Below are 20209 nucleotides of genomic sequence, written 5' to 3' on the forward strand. Positions count from 1 at the left end.
TGTTGTGCCCAGGATGACACTCGCGTTACTCCACGGCAAACGCTTTGTCCAGTTTGCTATAACCAAGCCCATTGATTTTTTTCACTTTTATCTGCACGGGGATACGTTCTTTCATGGCTTCCACGTGGCTAATCACACCGATGGTCTTCCCGCTGGCATTCAGCGCGTCGAGCGCATCCAGCGCGGCGTCCAGCGTTTCGCTATCAAGCGTGCCGAAGCCTTCGTCGAGGAACAAAGAATCAATGCGCGTTTTATGGCTGACCAAATCGGATAACGCCAGCGCCAGCGCCAGGCTGACCAGGAAACTTTCGCCGCCTGATAACGTTCGCGTATCGCGCACGGCGTCGGCCTGCCAGGTATCGACAACCTCCAGTTCCAGCGCATCGCTGGCTTTGCGCTGCAATAAATAGCGGCCATGCAGGCGGGTGAGCTGATGATTCGCCAGCCAGACCAGATTATCCAGCGTCAGTCCCTGGGCGAATTTGCGGAACTTATCACCTTCTTTAGAGCCGATCAGCGCATTGAGATAGCCCCAGTCTTCCACTTGCTGAGAGGCTTGTTTCATTTCCGCCATCAGCGCGCGTTGGCGCTGCCGATTATCTGCATCCTGTTTAATTTGCTGGCGGATTTCCCCCTGGCGTGTCGTGTTCTCGCGCAGTTGTTGCGCCAACTGCGTCAGCCGCTGCGCGAGCTGCTCCGCCGTACACGTTGGATCCAGACCGGCGGGCGGCTGTTGCTGATGGTCAGCCAGCGCCTGCGCGGACTGCGCGCTTAACGCCTTCGCTTGTTGTAGCTGACTTTCCAGCGTTTGTTGTTGTTTTTCCAGACGGGTCACGGTCTCTTCATCCAGCAACGCCGCCAGGAACGTTGCCTGGCTGTCAAACGGGCTATTTTTTAACGCCGCATCAAAGTGCGCTATCGCCTCGGCGGCGCGCTGCTGTTCCTGCGTCGTCTGTTCCTGCAGGGTTTGCAACTGGCTTTGTAATGACACGCACTCATCATGCGCCTGCCGCCAGTTATCCAGCGGCACGTCGTCGTCGGAATCCGTGGTATCCGTTTGCGGTAGCGTCTCCAGCAACGGGGCAAGCCTGTCGATCTGCGTTTGCAAATCCGCGAACTCTGTCTGACGCTGTTGCCATATTTTCGCTTCGTCGGCGCGCTCATTCAGCCATGCGGCCTCGTCTTCTGGCGCAGGAAGGGAAAGCGTATACTGCGCCAAATCAGCCGTCAGCGACGCCTGACGCTGCGCAATCTGCGCGGTAAAGCGCGCTACCTGTTCAGTATGCGCCGCGATTTGCGTTTGTAGAGCATGACGCTGGCTGAGCTGATCTAACTGTTGCTCATGCTCTTCCGCGGCGGTCAGCCAGCCAGCGAGGTTTTCTTGCGGCTGGAGCTGAACGCCCAGCGTAGCGCACAGCGTTTGCCATTCCTCAGTAAGCGCTTGCTCCTCCTGCAACAACGACTGCGCCTCGCTTTCATCCCGCTGTAATTGTTGCGTTAAGGCATCTAACTGTCCTCGCAGCGCGGCGCCTTCTTCCGCCAGCGTTTTGATCTCTTTTTCCAGCGCGTCGCGGCGGGTTTGATTCGCGCTCAGTTCCAGCGCCTGATAGGCGGCGATGGCGGGGTGTGTCGTCGAGCCGCAAAGCGGACACGGCTGGCCGGACTGTAAGTGCGCCCGCTGGCTTTCCAGATCTTTGATGCGCGCCTCCTGCTCGCAAATAGTGCGAACGTCCGCAAGCTCCTGCGCTTTAGTCTTATAACTCAGTCGCTTATCCGCCAGACGTTGGGTGTATTGCGCCTGCTCCTGATGATGACGCGCGATAGCTGCCTGTAGCTGCGCCTGACGCTTTTGTTTCGGGACAATTTGCCCCTGAAGCGCGGCGAGACGATGGCGTAGCGGACGCTGTCGGGTATGCAATGCTCTGGCTTCCGCCAGCGCCTCTGGCGTGAGGTCGAGCGTGAGCGGCGGTAGCGCATCACGCTGACGCGTATCGCTCAGCAACTGCTGTTGCCATTGGCTCAGTTGCGCCCGGTCGTGGGATTGTTGTGTTAACAATGCTCGCCAACCCGCCAGTTCGCTGCGCCAGACGCGGATGCCGTCGTGTTCCGCCAGCCATGTCTTCAACCGCTGCCCTGTGGCGTTCAGTTGCGTGAATTGTCGATGCGCGCAGGCGCGGATACGCTGGCGCAGGCGATACGCACTTTGTAAGCGAGCATTCACTTCATCACTGTGTTGGCGAACACGCTCAACGGCGCGGGTTTGTTCCTGAATGCGCTCCCAATGCGGGCGCAACTGGCGAGCAGGTTGCGCCAGCGTCAGCGCCGCGAGCTGCGGCTGCGCTTTTTCTCGCGCCTCTTGCGCCGCGTACAGCGCCTGCTGCCGGGCGTGTAATTCAGTGTGGAGTTCGTTTTTTCGGGTCAGCCAGTGAAGGTGCTGCTGCTGTCCCTGCTGGCTGGCCAGCAGGCGTTTCTCTTCGTCAGTAAGCGCCTGCAAACTGGCTTCCAGTTGCTGTAACTGTTCGTCCGCCAATAGGGCGACGCCGCTGGCCTGCGCTTGTAGCTTTTCCAGTTCGAGACGGGCTGATTTATGTTTTTCAAATACCTGTGCGGAGATCTGCCCGTAAATCTCAGTGCCGGTGAGCTCCTCCAGAAGCTCTGCGCGCTCTTTCGCTTTGGCGTTAAGAAAGGCGGCGAACTGCCCCTGTGATAACAACATCGAACGGGTGAAGCGCCCGTAGTCCAGCCCGGTCAACGTGGCGATCATCTCCAGTTTATCCTTTACCTTATCGGCAAAGATCTTTCCGTCTGAACACCGCGCCAGCTCCACGCGTGGGGCCTGGAGATTGCCGTCAGGCTGATTTCGGGCTCGGTTCTGGCTCCAGAACGCGCGCCAGGTCTCGCCTTTTACCTCAAACTCCACTTCGGCCAGACATTCCGCCGTATCGCGCGTCATCAAATCGTTTTGCGACTGCGATACCGTATTCAGGCGCGGCGTTTCGTGGTACAGCGCCAGACAGATGGCGTCAAGCAAGGTGGTTTTTCCCGCGCCGGTCGGGCCGGTAATGGCGAATAACCCGTTACTGGCAAACGGTTCGGCGGTAAAGTCGACCTTCCATTCACCTTTCAGCGAGTTCAGGTTTTTCAGACGCAAACTGAGAATTTTCATGCCTCATGCTCCTCATTCAACGCGTAGAGCGTGCTGGAAAAGAGCTGATTCAGGCGCTCGCGCTGCGGGGGATCTAACGCTTCCAGCGCCAGACGCCGCGCAAAAACCTCCTCCACGCTAAGCTCGCTTAATGTTTCCCGCCGTTCGTTCGCCAGCGAGCGCTCACGCTGTTCGCGGCTACGGCGCACCAGTAATACCTCTACGGGTAGCGACTCCGTTAGCGTCTGTATTCTGCGTTGGATATCGTGCAGATAATCATCGGTGGTGATTTCAATATCCAGCCAGACGGGGGGTGATTGCTCCACGCCGCGCCACTGCTCAAGCTGTTCGGTAATCGACTCCAGGTCGCCTTTTAAAACCGCCAACGGTTGAGTCACGGGGACAGCCAGACTTTCGGTGCTTTGCCATTTCCCCTGCTCGAAGGTCACCAGATGCACGCATTTGCTTTTGCCGCACTCATCAAAGCTGAGGGCGATGGGCGAGCCGCAATAGCGGATATGCTCTGTGCCGCCGACACATTGCGCGCGGTGAATGTGTCCTAATGCGATATAATCCGCTGGGGGGAAATGCTGCGCCGGAAAGGCATCCAGCGTACCGATATAAATGTCGCGAACCGCATCGCTTTTGCTGGCGCCGACGGTGGTTAAATGTCCCGTCGCGATAACCGGCAGCTTTCGTTCGCCGCGTAGCAAGCACGCTTCCTGATACTGCTGTTGATAATAATCGGCAATCGCATGAAGAAGTTGCTGCTGTTTCTCGCTGCCGGATAACCCCGCCTGACTGGTAAGAATGTCGCGCGGGCGCAAAAAGGGAATGGGGCACAGTACGGCGCCCGGAGAACCGTCTCGACGATGAAGTAGCTGCGGCGCATAGCCCGCGCTGGCGATCACGGTTGTATTGAGAAACGCCAGAATGTCGCGTGACTCGTTTAGTGTGGCGACGGAATCATGATTACCGGCCAGCACCACCAGATGACAGCCCGTTTGCTGTAAATTAACGACGAAACGGTTATAAAGTTCTCGGGCATAGCTTGGCGGCGAACCGGTATCAAAAATATCGCCAGCGACAATAATGGCATCCACCTGATGGGCCTGCGCGGTCTCCAGCAGCCAGTCCAGAAAAGCCTGATGCTCCGCGGCGCGGCTTTTACTGTAGAAGTTTTGTCCCAGATGCCAGTCAGAGGTGTGGAGGATGCGCATAATAGTTCCATGCAAAAAAAGCGTGAACGGGATTATACACGTCATCCCCTCCATTTTTGGGCGCAATTTACCGCCGGTACACGGTAATGCACGGTTTCACCGGTGTCATAAATCATCAACATGCTGTCAATGCCGCCTTTTTTTTTCATAAATCTGTCATAAATCTGACGCATAATGGCGCGGCATTGATAACTAACGACTAACAGGGCAAATTATGGCGAGACGTATTCTGGTCGTAGAAGATGAGGCGCCGATCCGTGAAATGGTGTGCTTCGTGCTCGAACAAAATGGCTTTCAGCCCGTAGAAGCCGAAGATTATGACAGTGCGGTGAATAAACTTAATGAACCCTGGCCGGATCTCATCCTTCTTGACTGGATGTTGCCCGGCGGGTCAGGGTTACAGTTTATTAAACATCTCAAACGTGAAGCCATGACCCGGGATATTCCCGTGGTTATGCTGACCGCAAGAGGTGAGGAAGAAGATCGCGTGCGCGGACTGGAAACCGGCGCTGACGATTACATTACCAAGCCGTTTTCCCCCAAGGAGTTGGTGGCGCGCATTAAAGCCGTTATGCGGCGCATCTCGCCGATGGCGGTCGAAGAGGTGATCGAGATGCAGGGACTGAGCCTTGATCCCGGCTCTCACCGCGTGATGACCGGCGACAGCCCGCTGGATATGGGGCCGACCGAATTTAAATTACTCCATTTCTTTATGACGCACCCGGAACGGGTTTACAGCCGCGAACAGCTACTCAATCATGTCTGGGGCACCAATGTGTACGTTGAAGACCGGACGGTCGACGTGCATATTCGCCGTTTGCGTAAGGCGCTGGAGCACAGCGGCCACGACCGGATGGTGCAAACGGTACGCGGGACAGGGTATCGTTTTTCGACCCGCTTTTAATGCCTTTTCCGCCAGTTGATCACAGGTTTCTGGCGGAGAAGGCTTTCCATTCTTGAGGGAGTATGACGCGTGCTGGAACGGCTGTCATGGAAAAGGCTGGTGCTGGAGCTGGTGCTCTGTTGCATCCCCGCGCTTATCCTTAGCGCTTTTTTTGGTTATCTGCCGTGGTTTTTACTGGCGGCGGTGACGGGACTGCTTGTCTGGCATTTCTGGAATTTATTACGCCTCTCCTGGTGGCTTTGGGTCGACAGAAGTATGACGCCGCCGCCGGGACGGGGAAGTTGGGAACCGCTGTTATACGGTTTACACCAGATGCAGTTGCGAAATAAGAAGCGGCGCCGCGAGCTGGGGAACCTGATTAAACGTTTTCGCAGCGGCGCGGAGTCGCTGCCTGATGCCGTGGTACTGACCACAGAAGAGGGCGGTATTTTTTGGTGTAACGGTTTGGCGCAACAGATACTGGGGCTACGCTGGCCGGATGACAACGGGCAGAATATTCTCAATCTACTGCGTTATCCGGAGTTTACCCAGTATTTAAAAACGCGTGATTTCACCCGTCCGCTTCATTTGGTGCTCAATACCGGGCGGCATCTGGAGATCCGCGTCATGCCTTATACCGATAAACAACTCCTGATGGTGGCGCGCGATGTGACGCAAATGCATCAGCTTGAAGGCGCCAGACGTAACTTTTTCGCCAACGTTAGCCATGAGTTGCGTACGCCCTTGACGGTATTGCAAGGCTATCTGGAAATGATGCAGGAACAGGCGCTGGAGGGGGCGACGCGAGAGAAAGCGCTGCATACGATGCGCGAGCAAACGTATCGTATGGAAGGGCTGGTAAAACAACTGCTTACGCTGTCTAAAATTGAGGCGGCCCCGGCGCTGTTATTAAATGAAAAAGTGGATGTACCGATGATGCTGCGGGTCGTGGAGCGTGAAGCGCAGACGCTCAGCCAGCAGAAACATACCTTTACGTTTGAGGTCGACGATAGTCTTAGCGCTCTGGGTAATGAAGAGCAGCTACGTAGCGCGATCTCAAACCTGGTGTATAACGCGGTAAACCATACGCCGGCGGGAACGCATATTACGGTGAGCTGGCGACGTGCCGCGCATGGCGCTGAATTTTGCATTCAAGATAACGGTCCGGGGATTGCTGCCGAGCATATTCCTCGTCTGACCGAACGCTTCTACCGTGTCGATAAAGCGCGTTCGCGGCAAACGGGCGGCAGCGGCCTGGGATTGGCGATTGTGAAACATGCGTTGAATCACCATGAAAGCCGCCTTGAAATCGACAGTTCGCCTGGCAAAGGAACGCGATTTAGCTTTGTGCTGCCGGAACGTTTAATTGCCAAAAATAGCGATTAATTGCCTTTCGTAAGTATAACTTTCCATAAGCCAGCGGATGCTGGCTTATTTTCTTTGCAGTTAAGACGGGCTCGTTGAAACATTCAACGTTTGGTGGTTTTTTGTTCGCATGATTAGCCATAACTTTTTCATGAGAATGGTGTTTTATTCTGGTTGTAAATTTCATATCGCTATATTCATCTGGTTTTTAGATCCCACCTTGCTTTAAAACGTTATAAGCGTTTAAATTGCGCTTCAGGTGCTGTCATTACGACTGCATTTACGCGGTAAATCGAAAAACAATTCTTCGCCGCATCGGTCCGGGAGCTTTTCCCGCTGAAATTGATAAAAAACGCCGCTTTATAATCCTCCGGGAAAGGCAAAAATTTTAATGTTTACAACATCACCATCCACAGGCAGTAAGACTTTATGACCCATCAGTTAAAATCGCGCGATATCATCGCCCTGGGCTTTATGACATTTGCGCTGTTCGTTGGCGCAGGCAATATTATCTTTCCTCCTATGGTCGGTTTGCAGGCGGGTGAACACGTCTGGACAGCCGCTATTGGCTTTCTGATTACCGCCGTGGGGCTACCGGTTCTTACTGTTGTGGCGCTGGCGAAAGTCGGCGGCGGGGTAGACAGCCTCAGTACGCCGATTGGTAAAGTGGCGGGACTCCTGCTGGCGACCGTTTGCTATCTGGCCGTCGGGCCGTTATTTGCGACGCCGCGTACCGCGACGGTGTCGTTTGAAGTCGGTATCGCTCCGTTGACCGGTGATTCTGCAATGCCGTTGCTGATTTACAGCGTGGTCTATTTCGCTATCGTTATTCTGGTTTCCCTCTATCCGGGTAAACTGCTGGATACGGTAGGGAATTTCCTGGCGCCGTTGAAAATTATTGCTCTGGTCATCCTGTCCGTCGCGGCTATCGTTTGGCCTGCCGGTCCAATCAGCAACGCCCTGGACGCTTATCAGAATGCGGCCTTTTCTAACGGATTTGTGAACGGCTATCTGACGATGGATACGCTGGGCGCGATGGTGTTTGGTATCGTTATTGTGAACGCGGCGCGTTCTCGCGGCGTTACCGAAGCGCGCCTGTTGACGCGTTACACGGTCTGGGCCGGCCTGATGGCGGGCGTGGGGCTGACGCTGCTTTACCTTGCCTTGTTCCGCTTAGGTTCTGATAGCGCGACGCTGGTCGATCAGTCAGCGAACGGCGCGGCGATTCTTCATGCCTACGTTCAGCATACCTTTGGCGGCGCGGGAAGCTTCCTGCTGGCGGCGCTGATCTTTATCGCGTGTCTGGTGACGGCGGTGGGGCTGACCTGCGCCTGCGCTGAGTTTTTCGCGCAGTATATTCCGCTGTCTTACCGCACGCTGGTCTTTATTCTCGGCGGCTTCTCTATGGTGGTGTCAAACCTCGGACTGAGCCATCTGATTCAAATCTCCATTCCGGTGCTGACGGCTATCTATCCGCCGTGTATCGCACTGGTTGTATTAAGTTTTACCCGCTCATGGTGGCATAATTCCACCCGCATCATCGCGCCGGCCATGTTTATCAGTCTGCTTTTTGGTATCCTTGACGGCATCAAAGCATCTGCCTTTGGCGATATGCTGCCAGCCTGGAGTCAGCGTTTGCCGCTGGCGGAACAGGGACTGGCGTGGTTGATGCCAACGGTGGTGATGGTGATCCTGGCGATTATCTGGGATCGCGCGGCGGGTCGGCAGGTGACCTCCAGCGCTCACTAAAATCGCTGACATATGTGTACACCACGGGGCTTAACGCCCCGTGGTTTTTTATTGTGTTGATAGGTCAGAAATTGATGGAAAGCAATAATAAGCTAAAGCGTGGGCTGAGCACCCGGCACATTCGCTTTATGGCATTAGGTTCGGCAATCGGCACCGGCCTGTTTTACGGCTCGGCGGACGCCATCAAAATGGCGGGGCCGAGCGTGCTGTTGGCCTATATTATTGGCGGGGTCGCGGCATATATCATTATGCGCGCATTGGGGGAAATGTCCGTTCACAACCCTGCCGCCAGCTCATTTTCGCGCTATGCGCAGGAAAACCTCGGCCCGCTTGCGGGCTATATTACCGGCTGGACCTACTGTTTTGAGATCCTGATCGTCGCCATTGCCGACGTGACCGCGTTCGGCATTTACATGGGAGTCTGGTTCCCCGCCGTGCCGCACTGGATTTGGGTGCTTAGCGTGGTGCTGATCATTTGCGCCATCAACCTGATGAGCGTCAAGGTGTTCGGCGAGCTGGAGTTTTGGTTCTCCTTCTTCAAAGTCGCCACCATTATTATCATGATTGTCGCGGGTATCGGCATTATTGTGTGGGGAATTGGCAACGGCGGGCAGCCCACCGGCATTCATAACCTGTGGAGCAACGGCGGCTTCTTCAGCAATGGCTGGCTGGGAATGATCATGTCGCTGCAAATGGTGATGTTCGCTTACGGCGGGATTGAGATTATCGGTATCACCGCCGGGGAAGCGAAAGACCCGGAGAAATCCATTCCGCGCGCCATTAACTCAGTACCGATGCGTATCCTGGTATTTTATGTCGGCACGCTGTTCGTCATTATGTCTATCTATCCGTGGAATCAGGTCGGCACAAACGGCAGCCCATTTGTGCTGACGTTCCAGCATATGGGGATTACCTTCGCCGCCAGCATTCTGAACTTTGTGGTATTGACCGCCTCGCTTTCCGCTATCAACTCCGATGTGTTTGGCGTAGGCCGTATGCTGCATGGTATGGCGGAGCAGGGGAGCGCGCCGAAAGTCTTTGCCAAAACGTCACGCCGTGGTATTCCGTGGGTCACTGTGCTGGTGATGACGATTGCGCTGCTGTTTGCGGTTTACCTGAACTACATCATGCCGGAAAATGTCTTCCTGGTGATTGCCTCGCTGGCGACGTTTGCGACGGTATGGGTATGGATTATGATCTTGCTGTCGCAAATCGCCTTCCGCCGTCGTTTACCGCCGGAAGAGGTAAAAGCGCTGAAGTTTAAGGTGCCGGGCGGTGTCGTAACGACGATAGCTGGGCTGATTTTCCTGGTCTTCATTATTGCGCTTATCGGCTACCATCCGGATACCCGCATCTCACTGTATGTGGGCTTCGCCTGGATAGTTCTGCTGTTGATTGGCTGGATATTTAAACGCCGTCGCGACCGTCAATTGGCGCAGGCGTAGTCGTTTTTCTCTGCCTTATCCGGTCTGCAGGCAACGGCAGGCCGGATAAGCGGAGCCGCTTCTCCTCCTGGAGTCTCCTCCCCTAATAAACCCCTGGATGATGAGTTATCCTTTAAATCTCTATGGCAAGGTGGCCCCATTTTCAGTAGAGGGGATACGAGATGTTGAATGCCTGGCACCTACCGGTTGCCCCATTTGTGAAGCAACATAACGATAAATTAACCATTACGCTGTGGCTGAGCGGAGAAAATCCGCCGTCTCGCGTGACGTTGCGCTCAGAATTCGATAATGAAGAAATCTCACTGGCGATGCGCAAACAGCGCCGCCAGCCGCAGCCGGGCGTGACGGCGTGGCGAGCGACGCTCAATATCGCGTTAGGGCAGCCACGTCGCCGTTACAGCTTTAAATTGCTTTGGCACGACCGCCAGCTTTGGTTTACGCCACAGGGATTTAGCCGTTTTCCGCCTGCGCGTCTGGAACAATTTGCGGTTGATGCGCCGGATAGCGGCCCGCAGTGGGTCGCCGATCAAATTTTTTATCAGATCTTCCCGGATCGTTTTGCCCGCAGCCAGTCTCGTGAAGCCGGGCAGGATAAGGTGTATTACCACCATGCTGCCGGTCACGACATCGTGCGTAAAGAGTGGGATGAACCGCTCACCCCCCAGGCGGGCGGTTCCACCTTTTACGGCGGCTGTCTGAATGGCATTTGTGAGAAGCTGCCGTATCTGAAAAAACTGGGCGTCACAGCGCTATATCTGAATCCGGTATTTACCGCGCCGAGCGTCCATAAGTACGACACGGAAGATTATCGACATGTCGATCCGCAATTTGGCGGCGATCGGGCGCTGCTACGCCTGCGGCGTGAAACCCAGGCGCAGGGCATGAGGCTGGTGCTGGATGGCGTGTTTAATCATAGCGGCGACTCGCATGCGTGGTTTGACAGGCATAACCGCAGCACTGGCGGCGCGTGCCATCACCCGGACTCGCCGTGGCGCGACTGGTACTCCTTTTCACCACAAGGCGTGGCGCTGGACTGGCTGGGTTATCCGAGCCTGCCGAAACTCGATTATCAATCAGAAACGCTGGTGGATGAGATCTATCGCGGTGAGGACAGTATCGTTCGTCACTGGCTAAAGGCACCGTGGAATATGGACGGCTGGCGGCTGGATGTCGTACATATGCTGGGTGAGGCGGGCGGGGCGCGCCACAATTTGCAGCACGTCGCCGGCATTACCCGGGCGGCAAAAGAGGCGCAGCCTGAAGCCTATATTGTGGGGGAACATTTCGGCGATGCGCGGCAGTGGCTACAGGCCGATGTGGAAGATGCCGCCATGAATTATCGCGGCTTCACCTTCCCGCTGTGGGGATTTCTCGCCAATACTGATATCGCTTACGAACCACAGCATATCGATGCCCGGACCTGTATCGCGTGGATGGATAACTACCGCGCCGGGCTGTCACATCAGCAACAACTGCGCATGTTTAATCAACTCGACAGTCATGATACTGCGCGCTTTAAAACTCTGCTGGGTAAAGACGCGGCGCGCCTGCCGCTGGCGGTGGTCTGGCTGTTTACCTGGCCCGGCGTGCCATGTATTTATTACGGCGATGAAGTCGGCGTGGACGGTGCAAATGACCCCATGTGCCGCAAACCGTTCCCGTGGGATGAACGCAAGCAGGACGGCAACTTGCTGGCGCTGTACCAGCGTATGGCGAAACTGCGTCAGCGCAGTCTGGCGCTGCGTCGTGGCGGATGCCAGGCGCTGTATGCCGAAGGTGACGTAGTGGTATTCGTGCGAGTTTATCAGCAGCAGCGGGCGCTGGTGGCGATTAACCGGGGCGAGGCCTGTGAAGTAGTGCTGGAAGCGTTGCCGTTGCTGAACGTGGCCGGATGGCAATGTAAAACGGGGAGCGGTGACATCCGCAAGGGAAGACTTAGTTTACCCGCGATTTCCGCGACGGTATGGATGAATCGTTGAGGCGAGGTGGTTCGTAACACCTTACGCATAAAAAAGGCTCGCGATGGCGAGCCTTTTATCAATGCACTGACTTACAGGCTGGAAATGTTCTCAGCCAGGTATTTAGCCACGCCGTCCGGAGAGGCGTTCATGCCTTCTTTGCCTTTTTCCCACTGCGCCGGGCAGACATCGCCGTGCTCTTCGTGGAACTGCAGCGCGTCGACCATACGCAGCATTTCGTCGATGTTACGACCCAGCGGCAGATCGTTTACGACCTGGTGGCGAACAATACCGTTAGCGTCAATCAGGAAAGAGCCGCGCAGCGCAACGCCTTCGTCCGGATGTTCGATACCGTAAGCTTTCTGAATTTCACGCTTCACGTCAGCAACCATTGCGTATTTCACCGGGCCAATGCCGCCTTTATCGACAGGGGTGTTACGCCATGCGTTGTGGACGAACTCAGAGTCGAAAGAAACGCCGACCACTTCAACGCCGCGCTTCTGGAATTCTTCATAACGTTTATCGAAGGCGATCAGCTCAGACGGGCAAACAAAAGTGAAGTCCATCGGCCAGAAGAACAGAACGGTTGTTTTACCATTGGTGTGCTGTTTGAAGTTGAATTTATCAACAATCTCACCGCTACCCAGTACCGCCGCAGCGGTGAAATCCGGGGCCTGACGAGTAACCAGTACCATAATAATTCTCCTGCAATATTAAGGGTTTTAGAACGCAACGCGGGCAGTATAGGGAGGGCGAAGCGACAAAACAATGCGGTCTTGACAATCAATGAGACAGCTTTTGCCTATCGATCGGGTCATTATAAATCGTAATGATGACCCCTTTATGACAGCGAACCATCTTTCTGCCAACGGCGGATCTGACGCACGCCCTCGCTATCAGGCCGTCACAGCGCTTTGCGGGCGGCCTGTGCCATCATACGCGGATAAAAATGCCAGAAGCGCTCTTCTAACGCGTCGTAGTGCGCGTCCAGATCGTACCAGGAATCACGCAAGGCATCCAGCCGGGGACGGCGATTCGCCATGCCATTCAGCACGTTTTGAATGAAATCCATATCGCGATACCGCTCTAACCATTTTTCTGACCAAAGATAATCATTCAGGTTGACAAAGCGCGGCGGGGAGTCGGGCAGAATCGTCGCGACCTGCGCATGGGCGTAGCCGACAAACGCCTGAAGTGGAAAATCAGGAGAGATTTGCGTCCAGTGGCGCGATAAAAAATGATCCCACATGACGTCCAGCGTAATGGGCGCCACGCGCCGCGTTTCATGGCGGAACCACTCTCGCGCCTCACGAACTTCCGGCAGGTTGTCGGTCATGACGTCAATACGCCGATGCATATAAATACCCTCTACGACGTCAGGAGGATAATGCGTTGCCGGGTTACCGCGGACAAAATCGGCCAGCAGATTACCGGAAAGCGAGCTGTCGGCAAGGTGCGCCAGATGCAGGTGAGCAAGAAAATTCATTATTGATTCTCTGTCCAAAAAGCGGGTAACGGTTGCAGCGGGAACGCCCCGGCACTAGACTACCCGCCTCTTATTTTAGTCTGAGTCAGAGTCATGCGCGTTACCGATTTTTCCTTTGAACTACCCGAATCCCTGATTGCCCACTACCCACAGCCGGAACGCAGTCGCTGCCGTTTGCTGTCATTAGAGGGGCCGACGGGCGCGCTGACGCACGGTACTTTCACCGATCTGCTCGATAAGCTCAACCCTGGCGATTTGCTGGTCTTCAATAATACCCGCGTGATCCCGGCGCGGCTGTTTGGCCGTAAAGCCAGCGGCGGCAAGATAGAAGTGCTGGTCGAACGTATGCTCGATGATAAACGCATCCTGGCGCATATTCGCGCTTCTAAAGCGCCAAAACCGGGCACGGAACTGCTACTGGGCGACGACGAAAGTATTCACGCGACCATGACTGCGCGTCATGGCGCTCTGTTTGAAGTTGAGTTTAATGACCCGCGTCCGGTGCTGGATATTCTTAACGCCATCGGCCATATGCCGTTGCCGCCGTATATCGACCGTCCGGACGAGGACGCCGACCGCGAACTGTACCAGACGGTCTACAGTGAAAAACCGGGCGCCGTCGCCGCGCCGACGGCCGGGCTGCACTTTGATGAGCCGCTGCTGGCGGCGCTTCGTGAGAAAGGTATCGAAATGGCGTTTGTTACGCTACACGTAGGCGCGGGCACTTTCCAGCCGGTGCGTGTCGATACCATTGAAGATCACATCATGCACTCCGAATATGCTGAGGTGCCGCAAGAGGTGGTCGACGCGGTGCTGGCGGCGAAAGCGCGCGGCAACCGCGTGATTGCGGTCGGCACCACCTCGGTACGCTCGCTGGAAAGCGCGGCGCAGGCGGCAAAAAGCGATTTGATTGAGCCATTCTTCGGCGATACGCAAATCTTTATTTATCCAGGTTATCAATACAAAGTGATTGATGCGCTGATCACCAACTTCCACCTGCCGGAATCGACGTTGATTATGCTGGTTTCCGCATTTGCCGGTTATCAACACACCATGAATGCCTATAAGACTGCGGTAGAACAAAAATATCGCTTTTTTAGCTACGGGGACGCGATGTTTATCACGTACAATCCGCAGGCTATTTCTGAGCGTCCGTAAGAAGGCTATCTCACTTGCCATTTTGACGCCGGGCAGTGCTCGCCATCCTCACGTACTGCGTGTACGCTCCGGTGGCTGTGCGCTGGCCGACCCCAAACTGGCTGCGCCGATGACGCCTTCGGGAATTTATTAGCTATGGAATCATTCCGTAGCGAGTCGTTAAACGTCGGACTGTTTTTCTGACGCAGGAGTGATAATGAAATTTGAGTTAGATACCACCGATGGTCGCGCGCGTCGCGGTCGTCTGGTGTTTGATCGTGGCGTAGTGGAAACGCCTGCTTTTATGCCTGTGGGTACTTACGGTACCGTGAAAGGCATGACGCCGGAAGAAGTGGAAGCGACCGGCGCGCAGATTATTCTCGGCAACACTTTCCACCTGTGGCTGCGCCCGGGTCAGGAAATCATGAAGCTGCATGGCGATCTGCACGATTTTATGCAGTGGAAAGGGCCGATTCTCACCGATTCCGGCGGCTTCCAGGTTTTCAGCCTCGGCGATATTCGTAAGATTACCGAGCAAGGTGTGCACTTCCGTAACCCGATCAACGGCGATCCGATTTTCCTCGATCCGGAAAAGTCGATGGAGATCCAGTACGATCTCGGTTCCGATATCGTGATGATCTTTGATGAATGTACGCCGTATCCGGCAAACTGGGACTATGCTAAACGCTCGATGGAGATGTCGTTGCGTTGGGCGAAGCGTAGCCGCGACCGTTTTGATAGCCTTGGCAATAAGAATGCGCTTTTTGGCATCATTCAGGGCAGCGTTTACGAAGATTTACGCGATATCTCGGTGAAAGGTCTGGTAGAGATTGGCTTTGATGGCTACGCTGTCGGCGGTTTGGCTGTCGGTGAGCCGAAAGCAGATATGCACCGCATTCTGGAGCACGTTTGCCCGCAGATTCCGGCTGACAAACCGCGTTACCTGATGGGCGTGGGTAAACCGGAAGATCTGGTGGAAGGGGTGCGTCGCGGTATTGATATGTTTGACTGTGTCATGCCAACGCGAAATGCCCGTAATGGTCATCTGTTTGTGACCGACGGCGTGGTGAAGATTCGTAATGCAAAGCATAAGAGCGACACCAGCCCGCTTGACGCCGAGTGCGATTGCTACACTTGTCGCAATTATTCACGCGCTTACTTGCATCATCTCGACCGTTGCAACGAAATATTAGGCGCGCGTCTCAATACCATTCATAACTTGCGTTACTACCAGCGTTTGATGGCGGGTTTACGCAAGGCTATTGAAGAGGGTAAATTAGAGAGCTTCGTAACCGAGTTTTACCAACGTCAGGGGCGACCCGTTCCACCTTTGAACGTTGATTAATTTTAATAATGAGGGAATTTGAATGAGCTTTTTTATTTCTGATGCGGTAGCGGCAACAGGTGCTCCGGCGCAGGGCAGCCCGATGTCTCTGATTTTAATGCTGGTGGTGTTTGGTCTGATTTTCTATTTCATGATCCTGCGCCCGCAGCAGAAGCGCACCAAAGAGCACAAAAAGCTGATGGACTCCATTGCGAAAGGTGATGAAGTTCTGACGAATGGCGGTCTGGTCGGTCGAGTGACCAAAGTAGCGGAAGCCGGCTACATTGCCATCGCGCTGAATGACACCACGGAAGTGGTTATCAAACGTGACTTCGTAGCTGCCGTTCTGCCGAAAGGCACCATGAAGGCGCTGTAATATTTCGTTTTCCCAAAGGGAACTGCCGTGTTAAACCGTTATCCTTTGTGGAAGTACATCATGCTGGTCGTCGTGATTATCGTCGGCCTGCTTTACGCACTTCCCAACCTGTATGGTGAGGATCCGGCTGTTCAAATCACTGGCGTGCGCGGCGTCGCCGCCAGTGAGCAAACGCTGATCCAGGTCCAGAAAACGTTACAAGAAGAAAAAATTCCCGCTAAGTCTGTGGCACTGGAAGAGGGCGCTATTCTTGCGCGCTTCGACACCACCGATACCCAGCTACGCGCCCGTGAAGCGCTGATGAGCGTGCTGGGGGATAAATATGTCGTGGCGCTTAACCTTGCGCCGGCTACGCCGCGCTGGTTGGCGGCTATTCACGCCGATCCGATGAAGCTCGGTCTTGATCTGCGCGGCGGCGTTCACTTCCTGATGGAAGTGGATATGGATACCGCGTTAGGTAAACTCCAGGAACAAAATATCGATAGCCTGCGCAGCGATCTGCGTGAAAAAGGCATTCCTTATACCACCGTTCGTAAAGAAAATAATTATGGGTTGAGCATCACGTTCCGTGACAGCAAAGCGCGTGATGAGGCGATCGCCTATCTGACGCCGCGTCATCGTGACCTGGTGATTTCCAGCCAGAGCGGCAATCAACTTCGCGCGGTAATGACCGATGCGCGCCTGAGCGAAGCGCGTGAATACGCCGTTCAGCAGAACATTAATATTCTGCGTAACCGTGTTAACCAACTGGGCGTCGCGGAGCCTGTCGTACAGCGTCAGGGCGCAGACCGTATTGTGGTTGAGCTGCCGGGTATCCAGGATACCGCTCGTGCGAAAGAAATTCTCGGCGCGACCGCGACGCTGGAATTCCGTCTGGTGAATACCAACGTTGACCAGGCCGCTGCTGCTGCCGGGCGCGTACCGGGTGATTCCGAAGTGAAACAGACCCGCGAAGGCCAGCCGGTGGTATTGTACAAACGCGTGATCCTCACCGGCGACCATATCACCGACTCGACGTCCAGCCAGGATGAATATAACCAACCGCAGGTTAACATCTCGCTGGATAGCGCAGGCGGCAATATCATGTCTAACTTCACTAAGGACAATATCGGCAAACCGATGGCGACCCTGTTTGTGGAGTATAAAGACAGCGGTAAGAAAGACGCTAACGGTCGCGCTGTACTGGTGAAACAGGAAGAGGTGATTAACATTGCCAACATCCAGTCTCGGCTGGGTAACAGCTTCCGTATTACCGGTATCAGCAACCCGAACGAAGCGCGTCAGCTCTCGTTGTTGCTGCGTGCGGGCGCCCTGATCGCGCCGATTCAGATCGTTGAAGAGCGCACCATTGGCCCGACTTTGGGTATGCAGAACATCAAGCAGGGCCTGGAAGCCTGTCTGGCCGGTCTGGTGGTCTCCATCCTGTTCATGATCTTCTTCTATAAGAAGTTTGGTCTGATTGCGACCAGCGCGTTAGTGGCTAACCTGGTGTTGATTGTCGGTATCATGTCGCTGTTGCCGGGGGCAACGCTCAGTATGCCGGGGATTGCGGGTATCGTGTTAACCCTTGCGGTGGCGGTCGACGCCAACGTTCTGATTAACGAACGTATCAAAGAAGAGTTGAGTAATGGCCGCACAGTACAGCAGGCAATAAACGAAGGCTATGCCGGCGCGTTCAGTTCCATCTTCGATGCGAACATCACGACGCTGATTAAAGTCATCATTCTGTATGCTGTCGGTACCGGGGCAATTAAAGGGTTCGCGATTACGACCGGTATCGGTGTGGCGACGTCGATGTTTACCGCGATTATCGGTACGCGTGCTATCGTAAACCTGCTATATGGCGGCAAGCGCGTCACTAAGCTGTCAATCTGAGGAGTGCGATGTGGCACAGGAATACACTGTTGAACAACTAAACCACGGCCGTAAAGTCTATGACTTTATGCGCTGGGACTTCTGGGCATTCGGCATCTCCGGGCTGTTGCTGATCGCGGCCATTGTCATTATGGGCGTACGCGGGTTTAACTGGGGGCTGGATTTCACCGGTGGCACGGTAATTGAAATCACGCTGGAAAAACCGGCTGAAATGGACGTGATGCGCGAAGCGCTGCAAAAAGCGGGCTATGAAGAGCCGCAGTTGCAGAACTTTGGCAGCAGTCACGACATTATGGTGCGTATGCCGCCAACCGAAGGTGAAACCGGCGGTCAGGTACTGGGTAGCAAAGTGGTGACGATCATTAATGAAGCCACCAACCAGAACGCGGCCGTGAAGCGTATTGAATTCGTGGGGCCAAGCGTGGGCGCCGATCTGGCGCAAACCGGCGCCATGGCGCTGCTGGTGGCGTTGATCTCTATCCTCGTTTATGTCGGTTTCCGCTTTGAGTGGCGACTGGCGGCAGGGGTGGTCATCGCGCTGGCGCACGACGTAATCATTACGCTGGGGATACTGTCGCTTTTCCATATCGAGATTGACCTGACCATTGTGGCATCGTTGATGTCGGTGATCGGTTACTCGCTGAACGACAGTATCGTGGTCTCTGACCGTATTCGTGAAAACTTCCGCAAAATCCGTCGCGGGACGCCTTACGAAATCTTTAACGTGTCGCTGACCCAGACGCTACACCGCACGTTGATTACCTCCGGTACGACGTTAGTGGTAATTCTGATGCTGTACCTCTTCGGCGGTCCGGTACTGGAAGGCTTCTCGCTGACGATGCTGATCGGTGTCTCTATTGGTACGGCATCTTCTATCTATGTCGCATCGGCGCTGGCGCTGAAACTCGGTATGAAGCGCGAGCATATGCTGCAGCAGAAAGTCGAAAAAGAAGGGGCGGATCAGCCGTCCATTCTGCCGTAAGCTGGCGTTAACATGACTGAAAAAAGCCGCAACATCGCAGGGTGCTGCGGCTTTTTATTATCCAGAATAAACTCGATTGCATGAGGAACTATCATGGCTATCATCCCAAAAAACTACGCGCGCCTGGAAAGCGGCTATCGTGAAAAAGCGCTGAAGCTGTTTCCGTGGGTGTGCGGACGTTGTTCCCGTGAGTTTGTGTATTCAAATCTGCGTGAGCTGACGGTGCATCATATCGATCATGACCACACCAATAATCCGGAAGACGGCAGCAACTGGGAGCTATTGTGCCTCTACTGCCACGATCACGAGCATTCCAAATATACCGAAGCCGATCAGTATGGTTCGACGGTCATTGCCGGGGAAGATGCGCAAAAAGATGTCGGCGAGGCGACTTATAACCCGTTTGCCGATCTGAAAGCGATGATGAACAAAAAGAAATAAGCAGGCTGCTGACAAAGTTGTTGGTGCTGTTGAATGTTAGGTTACGCTTCTCTCCACCCAACGGAATCCGCAATATAAATGAATTATTGGTTTTCGTAGGTCGGATGCAATCTGACATTTTTTCAGCCTCGGAGTTTGTCGCCAGCCCCAAACGTCCTGTAACGCATACATTGTCACTGGAATCCCGATCGCAAGGTTGGGATTTTTTTGTTTTTAAGTCCTGCCGATACTGGCGAGCAGAGTAGAATCAGCGGTAAGCCGGGGCAACCCGGTGAGGCGCAATGTTGCGGGGGCTTGATCCCCGGTGGCCTTGTCGCTGGAAAGAGAAAACCCCCGCACATTGTTCGGTATTCACCGGCAACATTACGGGGGCTAACTTGACTCCAGACAAGTTGAGGATAGCCGCGAACCGTTGCCATTGCAACAAAGGCGGCAATATGACGCTCACAGAGTTGAGCATTACTATCTGGCACGATCTGGCGGCACCAACGCTGGTCGGGATTGCGACAGGTCTGTTTTTAGGCTGGTGGCATCGCCGGAAGTAATGTGAAGTGGGCGCGACTCGCCGCCGCATGGCAGCATGCGCCCGAAACGGGCCAGAGGGCGACCTCTGGCCTTTTTTGTCTATGGAAAACCGCCAGCTAGGCTGGGGGTTCCGGAAAGCTTTCAGCTTTAAGTCAGTTATTAAAACCCCTTTTGATTTGTTAAAACATCTTGCGGTCTGGCAACTGCAAAAGTTCAACAAGAAATCAAAAGGGGGTCCCAATGGGGGACGAAAAGAGCTTAGCGCACACCCGATGGAACTGTAAATATCACATAGTTT

At 54.6% G+C, this 20209-nt stretch carries 16 protein-coding genes; 12 read left to right on the plus strand and 4 right to left on the minus strand.

Translation table 11 applies throughout. The annotated features are described in order from the left end of the window. Positions 1-25: 25 nt before the first annotated feature. Positions 26-3166 carry an exonuclease subunit SbcC gene (gene sbcC / locus ACLJRE_RS18385; RefSeq protein WP_023212891.1) on the minus strand — a complete coding sequence of 1047 codons (3141 nt, stop codon included), beginning with the start codon at positions 3164-3166 and terminating at the stop codon, positions 26-28. After that, a complete protein-coding gene (gene sbcD, locus ACLJRE_RS18390) occupies positions 3163-4365 on the minus strand; it encodes an exonuclease subunit SbcD (protein ID WP_001221248.1) in 1203 nt (400 codons plus the stop codon). Before sbcD ends, sbcC begins: the two co-directional genes overlap by 4 nt. Before the next feature lie 214 nt (positions 4366-4579). On the opposite strand from sbcD, the gene phoB reads away from it, so the two are divergent. From phoB to malZ, 5 genes are all read left to right on the plus strand, one after another. Then, complete coding sequence (phoB, locus tag ACLJRE_RS18395) at positions 4580-5269, plus strand: phosphate response regulator transcription factor PhoB (RefSeq protein WP_000113921.1); 690 nt, start codon at positions 4580-4582, stop codon at positions 5267-5269. Positions 5270-5338: 69 nt separating this feature from the next. After that, the gene (phoR, locus tag ACLJRE_RS18400; RefSeq protein WP_000893639.1) at positions 5339-6634 is read left to right on the plus strand and encodes a phosphate regulon sensor histidine kinase PhoR; all 1296 of its coding nucleotides are present in this window, start codon (positions 5339-5341) and stop codon (positions 6632-6634) included. 408 nt (positions 6635-7042) lie between these two features. Beyond that, on the plus strand, positions 7043-8362 hold the full coding sequence (gene brnQ, locus ACLJRE_RS18405; RefSeq protein WP_000149625.1) for a branched-chain amino acid transporter carrier protein BrnQ: 1320 nt from the start codon (positions 7043-7045) through the stop codon (positions 8360-8362). A gap of 74 nt (positions 8363-8436) precedes the next feature. Beyond that, positions 8437-9807, plus strand: a complete 1371-nt coding sequence (proY, locus tag ACLJRE_RS18410; RefSeq protein ID WP_001555879.1) for a proline-specific permease ProY — start codon at positions 8437-8439, stop codon at positions 9805-9807. Between the two features lie 161 nt (positions 9808-9968). Then, positions 9969-11786 (plus strand): maltodextrin glucosidase, encoded by a 1818-nt coding sequence (gene malZ / locus ACLJRE_RS18415; RefSeq protein ID WP_000930720.1) that lies wholly within the window; start codon positions 9969-9971, stop codon positions 11784-11786. A 71-nt stretch (positions 11787-11857) separates the two neighbouring features. Here malZ and ACLJRE_RS18420 read toward each other — a convergent pair whose 3' ends face one another. Together ACLJRE_RS18420 and acpH are read right to left on the minus strand one after the other, a co-directional pair. After that, positions 11858-12460: a peroxiredoxin gene (locus tag ACLJRE_RS18420; RefSeq protein ID WP_000244731.1), complete on the minus strand. Its 603-nt coding sequence runs from the start codon at positions 12458-12460 to the stop codon at positions 11858-11860. Positions 12461-12669: 209 nt separating this feature from the next. Then, on the minus strand, positions 12670-13251 hold the full coding sequence (gene acpH / locus ACLJRE_RS18425; protein WP_001009858.1) for an ACP phosphodiesterase: 582 nt from the start codon (positions 13249-13251) through the stop codon (positions 12670-12672). A 93-nt stretch (positions 13252-13344) separates the two neighbouring features. Between acpH and queA the strand changes: the two genes are divergently transcribed. The 7 genes from queA to ACLJRE_RS18460 all read left to right on the plus strand — a co-directional run bounded on the left by queA (position 13345) and on the right by ACLJRE_RS18460 (position 19931). After that, on the plus strand, positions 13345-14409 hold the full coding sequence (queA, locus tag ACLJRE_RS18430) for a tRNA preQ1(34) S-adenosylmethionine ribosyltransferase-isomerase QueA (RefSeq protein ID WP_001266525.1): 1065 nt from the start codon (positions 13345-13347) through the stop codon (positions 14407-14409). A 196-nt stretch (positions 14410-14605) separates the two neighbouring features. After that, entirely contained in the window at positions 14606-15733 is a 1128-nt protein-coding gene (tgt, locus tag ACLJRE_RS18435; RefSeq protein ID WP_000667310.1) for a tRNA guanosine(34) transglycosylase Tgt, read from the plus strand. Between the two features lie 22 nt (positions 15734-15755). Next, the gene (yajC, locus tag ACLJRE_RS18440; RefSeq protein ID WP_000007628.1) at positions 15756-16088 is read left to right on the plus strand and encodes a preprotein translocase subunit YajC; all 333 of its coding nucleotides are present in this window, start codon (positions 15756-15758) and stop codon (positions 16086-16088) included. Between the two features lie 27 nt (positions 16089-16115). Continuing rightward, the gene (secD, locus tag ACLJRE_RS18445; protein WP_000934811.1) at positions 16116-17963 is read left to right on the plus strand and encodes a protein translocase subunit SecD; all 1848 of its coding nucleotides are present in this window, start codon (positions 16116-16118) and stop codon (positions 17961-17963) included. A 10-nt stretch (positions 17964-17973) separates the two neighbouring features. Then, complete coding sequence (secF, locus tag ACLJRE_RS18450) at positions 17974-18945, plus strand: protein translocase subunit SecF (RefSeq protein ID WP_000046629.1); 972 nt, start codon at positions 17974-17976, stop codon at positions 18943-18945. Between the two features lie 93 nt (positions 18946-19038). Further along, a complete protein-coding gene (gene yajD / locus ACLJRE_RS18455) occupies positions 19039-19386 on the plus strand; it encodes an HNH nuclease YajD (protein WP_000974818.1) in 348 nt (115 codons plus the stop codon). 437 nt (positions 19387-19823) lie between these two features. Beyond that, positions 19824-19931, plus strand: coding sequence for a type I toxin-antitoxin system toxin Ldr family protein (locus ACLJRE_RS18460; protein ID WP_000176312.1), 108 nt, complete (start codon positions 19824-19826; stop codon positions 19929-19931). Positions 19932-20209 lie beyond the last annotated feature (278 nt).

The organism is Salmonella sp. SAL04157, assembly GCF_046551635.1.
GTDB classification, from domain to species: domain Bacteria; phylum Pseudomonadota; class Gammaproteobacteria; order Enterobacterales; family Enterobacteriaceae; genus Salmonella; species Salmonella enterica.